Origin of the sequence: Bacillus sp. NPDC094077, from assembly GCF_050279465.1 — a bacterium.
GTDB lineage: Bacteria > Bacillota > Bacilli > Bacillales > Bacillaceae_G > Bacillus_A.
This window is the reverse complement of the sequence record NZ_JBNNUF010000005.1, coordinates 93450-105836: the sequence shown is the minus strand read 5'-3', so window position 1 is coordinate 105836 and position 12387 is coordinate 93450. Positions and strand designations below refer to the sequence as shown.

General features: G+C 37.3%; 13 protein-coding genes and 1 riboswitch. Of the genes, 8 read left to right on the top strand and 5 right to left on the bottom strand.

Features of this window, described 5'->3' with window-relative positions:
• Nucleotides 1–15 precede the first annotated feature (15 nt).
• Nucleotides 16–690, top strand: a complete 675-nt coding sequence (locus ACQKNR_RS14660) for an aspartate/glutamate racemase family protein (protein WP_427318535.1) — start codon at nt 16–18, stop codon at nt 688–690.
• 157 nt (nt 691–847) lie between these two features.
• Nucleotides 848–2149 carry a PepSY-associated TM helix domain-containing protein gene (locus tag ACQKNR_RS14655; protein ID WP_427318534.1) on the top strand — a complete coding sequence of 434 codons (1302 nt, stop codon included), beginning with the start codon at nt 848–850 and terminating at the stop codon, nt 2147–2149.
• A 33-nt stretch (nt 2150–2182) separates the two neighbouring features.
• Here the strand turns inward: ACQKNR_RS14655 and ACQKNR_RS14650 are convergent, their stop codons facing one another.
• Nucleotides 2183–3247: a tetraprenyl-beta-curcumene synthase family protein gene (locus ACQKNR_RS14650; protein WP_427318533.1), complete on the bottom strand. Its 1065-nt coding sequence runs from the start codon at nt 3245–3247 to the stop codon at nt 2183–2185.
• A gap of 40 nt (nt 3248–3287) precedes the next feature.
• Nucleotides 3288–4091, bottom strand: coding sequence for a lysophospholipase (locus ACQKNR_RS14645; protein ID WP_427318532.1), 804 nt, complete (start codon nt 4089–4091; stop codon nt 3288–3290).
• 74 nt (nt 4092–4165) lie between these two features.
• On the opposite strand from ACQKNR_RS14645, the gene ACQKNR_RS14640 reads away from it, so the two are divergent.
• From ACQKNR_RS14640 to ACQKNR_RS14630, 3 genes are all read left to right on the top strand, one after another.
• Nucleotides 4166–4678 (top strand): gamma carbonic anhydrase family protein, encoded by a 513-nt coding sequence (locus tag ACQKNR_RS14640; RefSeq protein WP_427318531.1) that lies wholly within the window; start codon nt 4166–4168, stop codon nt 4676–4678.
• Nucleotides 4679–4820: 142 nt separating this feature from the next.
• Nucleotides 4821–5354, top strand: a complete 534-nt coding sequence (locus ACQKNR_RS14635) for a phosphatase PAP2 family protein (protein WP_427318530.1) — start codon at nt 4821–4823, stop codon at nt 5352–5354.
• Between the two features lie 12 nt (nt 5355–5366).
• Entirely contained in the window at nt 5367–6509 is a 1143-nt protein-coding gene (locus tag ACQKNR_RS14630) for a glycosyltransferase family 4 protein (protein ID WP_427318529.1), read from the top strand.
• Nucleotides 6510–6791: 282 nt separating this feature from the next.
• Here ACQKNR_RS14630 and ACQKNR_RS14625 read toward each other — a convergent pair whose 3' ends face one another.
• Nucleotides 6792–7394 carry a molybdenum cofactor guanylyltransferase gene (locus ACQKNR_RS14625; RefSeq protein ID WP_427318528.1) on the bottom strand — a complete coding sequence of 201 codons (603 nt, stop codon included), beginning with the start codon at nt 7392–7394 and terminating at the stop codon, nt 6792–6794.
• Nucleotides 7391–7900 (bottom strand): MogA/MoaB family molybdenum cofactor biosynthesis protein, encoded by a 510-nt coding sequence (locus ACQKNR_RS14620; protein WP_427318527.1) that lies wholly within the window; start codon nt 7898–7900, stop codon nt 7391–7393. Before ACQKNR_RS14620 ends, ACQKNR_RS14625 begins: the two co-directional genes overlap by 4 nt.
• 253 nt (nt 7901–8153) lie before the next feature.
• On the opposite strand from ACQKNR_RS14620, the gene ACQKNR_RS14615 reads away from it, so the two are divergent.
• Nucleotides 8154–8333, top strand: a complete 180-nt coding sequence (locus ACQKNR_RS14615) for a hypothetical protein (protein WP_000424797.1) — start codon at nt 8154–8156, stop codon at nt 8331–8333.
• 6 nt (nt 8334–8339) lie between these two features.
• Entirely contained in the window at nt 8340–8519 is a 180-nt protein-coding gene (locus tag ACQKNR_RS14610; protein ID WP_427318526.1) for a hypothetical protein, read from the top strand.
• A gap of 41 nt (nt 8520–8560) precedes the next feature.
• Here the strand turns inward: ACQKNR_RS14610 and metK are convergent, their stop codons facing one another.
• Nucleotides 8561–9760 carry a methionine adenosyltransferase gene (gene metK / locus ACQKNR_RS14605; protein ID WP_427318525.1) on the bottom strand — a complete coding sequence of 400 codons (1200 nt, stop codon included), beginning with the start codon at nt 9758–9760 and terminating at the stop codon, nt 8561–8563.
• Between the two features lie 169 nt (nt 9761–9929).
• A riboswitch (SAM riboswitch) is annotated at nt 9930–10051 on the bottom strand.
• A gap of 228 nt (nt 10052–10279) precedes the next feature.
• Between metK and pckA the strand changes: the two genes are divergently transcribed.
• Complete coding sequence (gene pckA / locus ACQKNR_RS14600) at nt 10280–11866, top strand: phosphoenolpyruvate carboxykinase (ATP) (protein ID WP_427318524.1); 1587 nt, start codon at nt 10280–10282, stop codon at nt 11864–11866.
• The last annotated feature ends 521 nt before the right edge of the window (nt 11867–12387 follow it).

Here is a 12387-nt window from a genome sequence, read left to right as displayed (position 1 = left end):
AAAGGAGACGAAACAATGATCGGAATACTAGCAGGAATGGGGCCAAAGTCAACTGGACCATTCGTCGATACAGTTGTAGCACAATGCCAAACAATATACGGAGCAAAGCATGATATGGACTTCCCTCATATGATGATTTATTCGTGCCCAACACCATTTTACATGGATCGTCCTATTGATCATGCGGCGATGAAAAAAGCGATTATAGAAGGGGCACAAAAACTTGAAAGTACTGGCGTAGACTTTATCGCTATGCCTTGCAATACGGCGCACCTTTATTTTGAAGAATTACAGTATTCTATTTCTATTCCAATTTTGAATATAGTCGATGAGACGTTAAAAGCAATTCCTGAAAATACAAAAAGAGTCGCTCTTCTCGCAACAGAAGCGACTGTTCAAGCGGGTATTTACCAAGACGGGATTACAAAGCGTAGTATAGAGTACATTCATAATGAAAAATGGCAGGAAATGATTAATCAAATTATTACTTGCATTAAAGGCGGAGAAGTTGAAGAAGCTAGAGAATTATGGAGTACGCTCGTTTTACAGTTAAAAGATGAAGCAGATACCGCTATTATCGCATGTACTGATTTGAATGTGGTGGCGGATGAGGGCTTTGTCGACTCCTCTCAATGTCTTGCTGAGGCGGTTGTTAGGATGTTTTTATCAAATACAACGAGATCTTCTTAAGCATAGAAAATATCCCTTTTGAAATGTGTTTTTATGTTTGATAAAAATCCCCAAAACTTTTAACTCTTTTCACAATTCTTTCAAAGTAATCACACTTAATCTCGCTATATTAAATAAGTAGTTTATTCATATAGGGAAGGTTAGGGGAACAGAAAGTATGAAAGTAAATCGTTCGCTGCATTACATTTTTTGGCGTTGGCATTTTTATGCTGGGCTTTTTATTACGCCGCTTCTTATTACTTTGTCACTGAGCGGAATTGGGTATTTATTTCGGGAAGAAGTTGAAGATTTCATCTATAAAGATTTATATTTTGGGAAGAGCTCTCAAACAGAATCTATTCCGATGTCTGATTCTATTTCATTAACAGAGAAAAAATATCCACATTATAATGTGACGAAAATTAGTGAGTTTAATGGGGATTATAATACGAGACTTACCATTGCAAATGAATATACTGGACAACAAAAATATGTGTATTTAGATGGCAATAATCAAATTGTTGGAGATCAAAATGCAAATGAAACATTTGCCAATATAATGCGGGAATTACATAGTTCTCTTTTAGTTGGTGGTACTGTCGTCAACTATATTGTAGAACTTGCGGCGTGCTGGACAATCTTTTTAATTGTAACTGGGTTGTATATGAGTATACGCCAATTCAAAAACATACCATCATCCAATAAGCGAGATAGAGCAAAACGACGTCATTCTATTATCGGCATTATATTTACAATTCCTCTCGTTCTGCTAGTCGCAACTGGATTGCCGTGGTCAGGATTTATGGGGAATCAAATTTATAAAATCGCAGCGTCGAATGAATCGCTCGGATATCCAAAATTGTATATGGCACCTCCTGAATCAAAGGTAAAAGAATTGCCGTGGGCAACAAGAAAGGAAGCTCCTCCTGAATCGAATTCAAATGAGCCAAAAGCCATTTCAGTTGATGAGTTACAAAAAGGAATTGAAATAAAGAAGCCATATGTTATCTCACTACCGGCTAATCCGAAAGGTGTATTCACTGTTTCTAAATCGAGCGGTTCTGGTATTACGGGTATGCACGTGGCACCAAATGAAGAGATAACCGCTTACTTTAATCAATATAGCGGAGAACTTATTTCAAAAACGGACTATCGCGATTATGGATTATTTGCACAATGGTTCACTTACGGTATTCCGCTTCATGAAGGTCATTTATTCGGATGGCCAAATAAAATATTATGCTTACTAACGACATTATCTTTATTACTTCTCATTTATTACGGAGTAAAAATGTGGTTAACAAGAAAGCCGAAAGGAAAATTAGCAGCACCTCCAAAACAAAAGGATAAGAAAAGCATACTCATTTTCTTTATCATGATGGTTATACTAGGCGCTGTAATGCCTTTATTCGGACTATCTGTTTTAGTTATTTTCGCAATTGAACTTCTCATATACGTATTTTCAAAAGTACGATCATAATAAAAAACCACTCTCCCTGAGTGGTTTTTTTCATCACTGCGCCATTTTCTTTCGGTACATCTTCCCGTTCCAATAGAAGAATCGTGAAGTGAGTCCCCCGTACTTTACAATGCGCCGTGCCATTTTTTGCATATTCTTTTCAGCGGATACTTTTTGATCTGATAAATAAATACCAAGTAAACCTCGGCTAATAAGACGATGAAACTTCGCATGAGGCAAATCACCAATGCTCTTTTCTGCTTCTTCTACAAAGTGCTTCATGCGTTCTAATATTACTTGTTCGTTTTCATAATAACTACAGAAATTCAAATCTCCACCGATACGGTCTTCTTCTTGATCGATGAAATAATCAAGTAAAATGTGAAGTCCTTGTACATACGGGAAATACCCTTGTCTAATTTTCACAATATCTTCGTCATGTAATTCATCATGAAATGCATATGCCACAAGACAAAAGATTCCTAACGTTGATCCTGCACACGCCGAAAATTCAAACCAACTCATCGGTGGTAAATTTTCTTTATGCGCTTCAAACCATGTTTTTAGACGTGGTTCTCTTTCTTCTAATTTCACATGTTTATGAATTTGCAAATCACAATAATAACAAGCAAGCTCATGAAGAATGGGAGCAATTTTTTCATAGTGCTTCGTTTTCTTTAAAACATCTTGGCATGTTTCAACAAGTTCGTCTAAATAACCACCATCATCTTGATCATCACGGTAACGATAATAATTACCGCCCCCTTCAACTTCAGGACTTAACGCCGTTAACATCGACTCATGAAGAGCCGCAAAGTCTTTCGGATCAAGTGATGTACTGCGATCACATAAATTATCTAAATAGTCGCTGATCGTTTGATACGCTACGATAAAACGAATACATTCCTCTCGGTGTTCATTTGCTAATAACGCTAAAATGCCACCGCCCTCACAATGAAACGTTTTATGCTCAATACTTGCGATTGCCTGACTATGAAGCTCGTCATTCGGAATATGGTAGGCACGCTCTTTCCACATCGCTAGCTCATGGTGTACAACCGGAAACACATCACGGTATACTTTCGCCATGAGCGTTATGGGATTACTCGGTACGTTCACTTCTTCCTTCATCTCCTCTATTAAATGTACAAATAATGATTTATTTGTTTGTTTTTACTATATTATTGACATGCATTTCAGTAAATGACTGAATATAATTCAAAATTTCATCACGCTCATACTCATTTAATAACTCATGATAACAATTCGGCCATTCTTTAAAAGCTTTATCACTCATTTTAACATTATCAAACCACATGCGGACACGTGTTTTATCTACAAGTTTATCCTCACATGCTTGCATTAGCAAGAGCGGAACATCTGGAAAATCGTCTATTTTCTTATGAGCAATTTCGATAGACTTAATCAATTCACTATACCAACGTACTGATACTTTGCGCAAGAACAATGAATCATTCTCCATCGCATCTCTCACTTCATGATTACGTGTTGACATTTCCACTGTAAGATTCGTTGCAAATTGCAATTTTGGAGCAATAACATTTAATATTTTTGAAGCAGCTCGAAGCGGGGCAGAAGGTCCAGCTAATACGCCTAAACATGGCGAACTTAAAATAATACCATCTACATCCTCCCTCTTCGTTTCTTGCATCATACGAATGACGATAAGGCCGCCCATACTATGACCGAATAGAAAGATAGGTAATCGGTACTTTCTTGCTTCTTTCACCCATAATTTAACTTCCTCTATGTATTCATCAAATGAATCAATATGTCCTCTATTTCTCGAAGTCGTTCCATGTGACGGAAGATCTCCCATGACGACGTGGTAGCCGATATGATTCCACATTTCCGCAACGGCTTCGTAACGTCCGTGGTATTCCATTGCGCCGTGCACGATAACAACTACGGCTTTCGCTTCCTCTGCTTCATAATTCCACATACGGTCCTCCTCCATTTCACTCTTTTTCATAATTTGATACACTAAAACTAGTCTCTAGGAAAGGAAGGCTTTACATGATATATCCTTACAAAGAAAAAAATCCGAAAATTGCGAGTAGCGCTTTTATCGCTGACTACGTTACCATTACAGGCGATGTTTCCATTGGGGAGGAATCAAGTATTTGGTTTAATACAGTCATCCGTGGTGATGTATCACCGACAATAATTGGTGACCGAGTAAATGTACAAGATCAATGTACACTCCACCAAAGCCCTCAGTATCCTCTTATTTTAGAAGATGACGTTACAGTTGGGCATCAAGTTATTTTACATAGCTGTCACATTAAAAAAGATGCTTTAGTTGGAATGGGATCTATTATATTAGATGGTGCTGAAATTGGCGAAGGAGCCTTTATCGGCGCTGGAAGCCTCGTTTCACAAGGTAAGAAAATTCCACCGAATACGTTAGCTTTCGGTCGCCCTGCTAAGGTCATTCGTGAATTAACAGAAGAAGACCGTCAAGACATGGAGCGCATACGCACACAATACGTTGAAAAAGGACAATATTATAAATCGTTACAAAAATGATTTTACCGCTGCCATAGTACTGGCAGCTTTTTTATAAAAAAACTAACTTTTTCTTTACAAAACATTATTACTCCCTCAACAATATCTTATTAAAATAAAGCTAATATCTCCATATATATGTAGATGAGGGAGGAGAATTTTCATGAAGGTCAGCGGATTATATAAAGTAGAGTGTTACATTTTCAAAGGTATTAACCGCTACTTTGATCAAAAAACATTAAATATCTTTTTCAGCAACATTACCCATATAGGTGGTGCCACTTTCTCCATTGCACTTACACTTTTCTTTTTAATTTTCGCAAAAGGGACTTTGAACCAAGCTGCAATTGCAACCGCTATTTCTTTAGCAATTAGCCATATTCCTGTGCAAATATTAAAAAGGTGGTATCCACGAAAACGTCCTTATTTAACAATTCAAGATGCAAAATATCCGGTACATCCATTAAAAGACCACTCTTTCCCGTCTGGTCATACAACGGCTGTTTTCTCTGTCTTCATTCCATTTATTTGCTATAATCTAAACTTACTTGTTTTTCTATTACCGTTAGCACTATGCGTCGGTATTTCTCGTATTTATTTAGGGCTTCATTATCCGTCAGATGTATTCGTCGGTATGTGCCTCGGCACTTGCTCTGGCATCATCTCTTTTTATCAATTCATCCCACTTTTCACATAAAGGAGCGATATGATGAGAGTCGCCATATTTACCGATACTTTTACACCACAAGTCAATGGGGTTGCGAAAACACTGGAACGATTAACACGATATTTTCAGAAAGAAAATATCGCCTATTCTATTTTTGCCCCTCAGCATACGGCTGAAGATAATTTCGTAGCAAATGTAAACAAAATGAGAAGTATCCCGTTAACAATATTATATCCAGAATGTCGCTTTTCTTTTCCTACTCCGCGCATTAAACGGGAACTTCTTGCCTTTAAACCTGATATTATTCACATTGCCACACCTTTCAACATGGGACTTTGTGGATTGTATTATGCAAAAAGGTTAGACATCCCAGTTGTCGGTTCTTATCATACTGATTTCGACGCCTATTTACGTTATTACAAAATCGAATTCCTCTCCAATATGCTCTGGAACTATTTAAAATGGTTTCATAGTCATATGCAAAAAAATTTTGTTCCTTCCTCTGAAACATTACATCAATTAAAAAATAAAGGCTTTCAACACCTCTCTATTTGGGGACGTGGTGTAGATTGCACACTCTTTCATCCAGCTTATAATACAGACCTATTCCGAAAAAAATATAATATTACAGCGAAGTATGTTCTTTCCTATGTTGGACGGATTGCCCCTGAAAAAGATATTGATACACTACAAGATCTTATCGTTAAAACGACACATACTCGAAACGACATTCATTGGCTCATCGCCGGAGACGGTCCTCTGGCAACAAGTTTACGTGCAGCTGTTCCGCAAACAAATGTCACCTTTACTGGCTATTTACAAGGTGCGGACTTAGCTGAAGCATACGCTTGCTCTAACATAATGGTATTTCCATCATCTACTGAAACGTTCGGAAATGTTGTACTTGAATCACTTGCATGCAGTACACCTGTTATTGGTGCAAATCGTGGCGGGGTTAAAAATATTATTATAGATGGAAAAACGGGAATTCTTTGTACACCAAAAGATGCAAATTCATTTCTATCCTCCATTTATTCTTTATTGCAAAATGAAGAGAAACTTATGCAAATGGGAATAGCAGCTTCATCTTATGCGAAATCAAAAAGCTGGGATGAGATCTTTCGTGGCTTACTTAATCAATATGAAGAAGTCCTTCAGCATACCGCATCAGAGTTACTCGCTTAAACAGAAAAACTCCCTTCAAAAAACGAAGGGAGTTTATTATACACAGTTATAAATTTTAGTTTAATAAATGATACACAAGGTGAAATACCACGTTGTTTCTATATTCATTATAACAAAAATAAACATAACTAAACAGACTTGTAATAAAAACCCATAAAAATTAATATATGGTTATACAATATTTTTACTGTATAATGATTTTAAGAAATTCCCCTTAAAATCAACTTATTCACATACCTTTATACAGCAATTGTTCCCCAATTCTGTATATCAAAAAACCTTTCATTCATTTGAAAGTTTTTTTTGAGCCTGTACATATTCTTCTTTCGTATTCACATTTATAAACCAATCCGAATTCACTTTCAAACCTTCTCCAGCAACATACTTCACATTACATTGTGATAAAAGTTGCCCCATACTTCTTTTTTCTTCCTGAAGCAAAGCATAAATCTTTTCTTTCACGCGGTTATGATAAGCTGCAAGTAACGGCTGTTTTCTTCCATTAATAATAGGTACAATCGCATCATACTCATCACTCGTTTGTTCTAATAAAATAGTAAACCATTCTTGTGAAACATTTGGTGCATCACAAGGCATAATAGCGTACCAATCTGCTTCTATGTATTCCATTCCTGATACAATTCCAGCAAGTGGTCCATTTCCTTTATAGTGCGGAATATCTTCTATAACAGGAACTTGTACGAATTGCCCTACTCGCTCTTTTATATCGGAATGACTAATGACTACAACTTCTTGCAACACAGTTTTCATTACTTTCAAAATATGTTCAATAAAAGTACTCCCTTGCCAGCTCGCTAACGCTTTCGGTTCACCGAATCTACTCGACATACCACCTGCTAATATAATTCCAGCAAACTTACTCATTGGCGATGCAGCTCAAATGTAATATGACCTAATTCCGGTAAAATCAACTTATTCATCGCAAGGCGAACTGCTCCGCTAGACCCTGGCATTGAGAAGACTACTTTACGCCCAATGGTACCGCCGATCGCTCTACTTAACATCGCACTACTTCCGATATCTTCTAAATAACTAATCATGCGGAACAACTCACCAAATCCGACAATTTCTTTATCTAATAGAGCTGATACTGCTTCAATCGTTACATCACGCTTCGTAATACCAGTACCACCATTTGTTAATACAACATCTACATCTTCCCTATGATAACCAGCTAACACTGCTTGCTGAATACTTTCTTTATCATCTTTTACAATTTCATAAGCTGTGACTATATGCCCCGCCTCTTTTAACAGTTCGTGTAATAGCTGTCCGCTCTTATCTGTCTCTTCCGTACGTGTATCAGAAATCGTTACAATCTTGCAACACACTTCTTTTGGAGCTTGTTTTTTATGTTCAGTTACACTCATTTTTTCATCTTTCCTTTCTTAAAGACTTTTCTTCATTTTATCATACATATCTTTACACAATTATGTATGAAGTCCACAGTGCATCATGATACAATATAAGTATATACACCCACAAAAAGGAAAATAAAAACATCCTTTCCTATACCCTTAGACTTCACATCATTAGCTAGCCTTTAACTTTTCTTATATTTTCCACATAGTGGAATTCAATTTTAAAAATTGCACTACCAAATAAATCGGAGGTCTACATATTATGGAACTGTATAAAAAATTAACAACAACATTCATCCTCTTATTTATAGCTTCCATCACTGTTGGTTTTTCTCTAAAAGGAGCAATTCCATACGCTACATTAGTAAGTATTATATTCGCAACGCTATTTTTACTAAGCAGTGCCTTTTGCGCGGGTAAAGCACGTCAAATGAAAGGTTGATTACATATGTTCCAGAAGAAACCGATAGTTTGTAAATCATGTGAAAAAGAAATACAAACATATGAAAAAGCATGGATTCATATGCCATTCCCAGCAAGTGGTATGACTAATATGAAAAAGTATATTGAGCTAGACGGAGAAGTGTATTGTAGCTCATGCATTCAAATCATAAGTAAAACGAAATAAAAAAAGCTTTGCGCTCACCGCGCAAAGCTTTTCTTCATATATTATAGACTAGCTTGCTCTTTTAAAGCTGCAGCTTTGTCTGTACGTTCCCATGAAAGATCTACATCAGTACGTCCGAAGTGGCCGTAAGCTGCTGTTTGTTTGTAAATTGGGCGACGTAAGTCTAGCATTTTAATAATACCAGCTGGGCGAAGATCGAAGTTGTTACGAACTAGTTCTACTAATACGTCTTCAGATACTTTACCAGTGCCGAATGTATCAACTGAAATTGATACCGGTTGCGCTACGCCAATTGCGTATGCAAGTTGTACTTCTGCTTTATCAGCAAGACCAGCTGCTACGATGTTTTTCGCAACATAACGAGCTGCATATGCTGCAGAACGGTCAACTTTTGTTGCATCTTTACCAGAGAATGCACCGCCACCGTGGCGAGCGTATCCACCGTAAGTATCAACGATGATTTTACGTCCTGTTAAACCAGCATCACCTTGTGGTCCACCAATTACGAAGCGGCCAGTTGGGTTAATGAAGAATTTTGTTTCTCCATCCATTAATTCTGCTGGTACTACAGCTTTAATTACGTGCTCTTTTAAGTCACGATCGATTTCTTCCCATGTAACATCTGGGTGATGTTGTGTAGAAATTACAATTGTATCGATACGTACTGGTTTACCATTTTCATCATACTCAACTGTAACTTGCGTTTTTCCATCCGGACGTAGGTATGATAATGTATCATCTTTACGTACTTCAGTTAAACGGCGAGCTAATTTGTGAGCAAGCGAGATTGGAAGTGGCATTAACTCTTGTGTTTCATTACATGCGAAACCAAACATTAAACCTTGGTCTCCTGCACCAATTGCCTCAATCTCAGCGTCAGTCATTTGACCTTCGCGTGCTTCTAGCGCTTGGTCAACACCCATAGCGATGTCAGCAGATTGCTCATCGATAGATGTTAAAACTGCACAAGTTTCTGCATCGAATCCGTATTTTGCGCGTGTGTAACCAATGCCTTGAATTGTTTCACGAACGATTTTCGGAATGTCTACGTAAGTAGAAGTCGTAATTTCCCCCGCTACCAATACTAAACCAGTTGTTACAGTTGTTTCACAAGCTACACGTGCATTTGCGTCTTTTGATAAGATCGCATCTAAAATTGAATCAGAAATTTGGTCACAAATTTTATCTGGATGTCCTTCAGTTACAGACTCAGATGTGAACAGATGACGTTTTTTTGTCATGTGGTAAACCTCCCTACAGTAATTGTATATATTGTACGGAACTCATCCTTAATTTGCCACAGATTGCGACATACATTTATTCTCCCACACAAGCATACAGAAAAACCTTTCCTACTTTACATAGAGGAAAGGTTTAATTTGCTACTTGCATACTGCTTTTTGCCCTTCGCTCTTATCGTTCGAGACCTGTAGCCTCGCACAGGTTTTAGCACCTATTCACTTGTGTTTACCAATACAAGTGAGGTTGCTGGGCTTCATCGGGCCTGTCCCTCCGCCAGCTCGGGATAAGAGAGTATCCGTCCCAACCTATACTAAAGAAATGATATTCATTTGTCAATTAATATTCATATTTTCCTGAAAGTTTTTCTCAATACGGATAAAATGAAATATTAATAAGGAAATAATGCATTCACACAAACAAAAAGAAATAAATAGTATACATTATTTATATAATTGTGTTATACTCTTGTTGGGGATTACGAGAAATATTTCATTAAATGAAAAGGATGGTATATAAATATGAGTACTGTGAATGTCCAAATTGGTTTACACGAATTATTGAACGGAAGCAATGCACAGATTCAACTAAGTGTTCCGCAATTAGTGGAAAAAGTATTAATGCGAAATGAAGGGAAATTAACTTCTACTGGTGCCGTTTCTGCTTCAACAGGAAAATATACAGGACGTTCTCCTAAAGATAAATTTATTGTGAAAGAAGCATCGGTTGCTGACAAAATTGCTTGGGGAGCTGTGAACCAACCGATTTCTGAAGAACATTTTAATAAATTATATACAAAAGTTTTAGAATACTTAAAAGAAAAAGAAGAGTTATTCGTCTTCAAAGGATTTGCAGGCGCTGACCGTAACTATCGCCTACCAATTCAAGTTATTAACGAATATGCATGGCACAATTTATTCGTGCATCAATTATTCATCCGTCCAACTGAAGAAGAATTAACAACTCATGAGTCAGAGTTCACGATTGTTTCTGCACCAAACTTCAAAGCAGATCCAGCTATTGACGGTACAAACTCTGAAGCATTCATTATGGTTTCATTCGAAAAACGTATCGTACTAATTGGTGGTACAGAATATGCTGGAGAAATGAAAAAATCAATCTTCTCTATTATGAACTTCTTACTACCTGAACAAGATATTCTTTCTATGCATTGCTCTGCAAACGTAGGTGAAGAAGGCGACGTAGCACTATTCTTCGGTTTATCTGGAACAGGTAAAACAACTTTATCTGCTGATCCAAACCGTAAATTAATCGGTGATGATGAGCATGGTTGGTCTGATAACGGTGTATTCAATATTGAAGGCGGTTGCTATGCAAAATGCGTAAACCTTTCTCACGAGAAAGAGCCACAAATTTTCGATGCAATCAAATTTGGTTCTGTTTTAGAAAACGTTATCATTAATGACCAAACGCGTATCGCAGACTATAACGATACTACTTTAACAGAAAATACACGTGCTGCATACCCTATGCATGCGATTGACAATATCGTACTGCCAAGTGTTGCAGGACATCCAAATACAATTATTTTCTTAACTGCTGATGCATCTGGCGTATTGCCTCCAATCAGTAAGTTATCAAAAGAGCAAGCTATGTACCATTTCTTAAGTGGTTACACTAGTAAACTAGCAGGAACAGAGCGCGGCGTTACATCTCCGCAGGCTACATTCTCAACTTGCTTCGGTTCACCATTCTTACCACTTGATGCATCTCGCTATGCTGAAATGCTTGGTGAAAAAATCGAGAAACACGATGCGAAAGTATTCTTAGTAAACACTGGCTGGACTGGTGGCGAATACGGCATTGGTAAGCGTATGAACTTAGGTTACACTCGTGCAATGATTCAAGCAGCACTAAGTGGTGAACTTGCAAAAGCTGAAACAACGAAACATGACATCTTCGGTCTTGAAGTTCCACTTCACGTACCAGGTGTACCTGACGAAGTGTTAATGCCTGAACAAACTTGGGCTGACAAAGCTGCTTACAAAGCAAAAGCAGTTGAGCTTGCAAACAAATTCAAAGCGAACTTCAAAAAGTTTGACAGCGTTTCTGAAGATATTATTAACTTAGGCGGTCCAATCGCTTAATTACAAACTTTCTGTTGGAATACCCCTTTACTCATATGAATAAGTGTCGTGTAACCGTAAAGTTTCGCGTACTCACCGACAAAACCCAATGCGGCTTAACGGTTACACACACTTACATAAAAAAGAAGCTTACATTTTAACGTAAGCTTCTTTCTATATATTTTTTTATACAAACAAAATTCATACCGTACGGGGCTAATAAAGGATCTGACCGCTTCTATCACTCGCTAGATCCTTTATTACAAATTAAACCAATTTCCAATTTATATACTTGGATTTTCACACATATAAATCACGGATTCGAACACATAAACTATTTTCCTATTCACTACATCCTTCTGGTTTTACACCGCATGGGGCCGAAAAAAGGCTTTGACCGCTTCTATCACTCGCCGGATCTTCTATTCCACCTTAAACCAATTTCCAATTTATATACTTGGATTTTCACACATATAAATCACGGATTCGAACACATAAACTATTTTCCTATTCACTACATCCTTCTGGTTTTACACCGCATG

Coding starts and splice junctions, on each gene's coding strand:
- ACQKNR_RS14645 (WP_427318532.1), bottom strand. CDS start 4,091: ATGTGGAATTATGAAGCAGAGGAAGCGAAAGCCGTAGTTGTTATCGTG.
- ACQKNR_RS14620 (WP_427318527.1), bottom strand. CDS start 7,900: ATGAGTGTAACTGAACATAAAAAACAAGCTCCAAAAGAAGTGTGTTGC.
- ACQKNR_RS14615 (WP_000424797.1), top strand. CDS start 8,154: ATGGAACTGTATAAAAAATTAACAACAACATTCATCCTCTTATTTATA.
- ACQKNR_RS14625 (WP_427318528.1), bottom strand. CDS start 7,394: ATGAGTAAGTTTGCTGGAATTATATTAGCAGGTGGTATGTCGAGTAGA.
- pckA (WP_427318524.1), top strand. CDS start 10,280: ATGAGTACTGTGAATGTCCAAATTGGTTTACACGAATTATTGAACGGA.
- ACQKNR_RS14635 (WP_427318530.1), top strand. CDS start 4,821: ATGAAGGTCAGCGGATTATATAAAGTAGAGTGTTACATTTTCAAAGGT.
- ACQKNR_RS14630 (WP_427318529.1), top strand. CDS start 5,367: ATGAGAGTCGCCATATTTACCGATACTTTTACACCACAAGTCAATGGG.
- ACQKNR_RS14655 (WP_427318534.1), top strand. CDS start 848: ATGAAAGTAAATCGTTCGCTGCATTACATTTTTTGGCGTTGGCATTTT.
- ACQKNR_RS14640 (WP_427318531.1), top strand. CDS start 4,166: ATGATATATCCTTACAAAGAAAAAAATCCGAAAATTGCGAGTAGCGCT.
- metK (WP_427318525.1), bottom strand. CDS start 9,760: ATGACAAAAAAACGTCATCTGTTCACATCTGAGTCTGTAACTGAAGGA.
- ACQKNR_RS14660 (WP_427318535.1), top strand. CDS start 16: ATGATCGGAATACTAGCAGGAATGGGGCCAAAGTCAACTGGACCATTC.
- ACQKNR_RS14610 (WP_427318526.1), top strand. CDS start 8,340: ATGTTCCAGAAGAAACCGATAGTTTGTAAATCATGTGAAAAAGAAATA.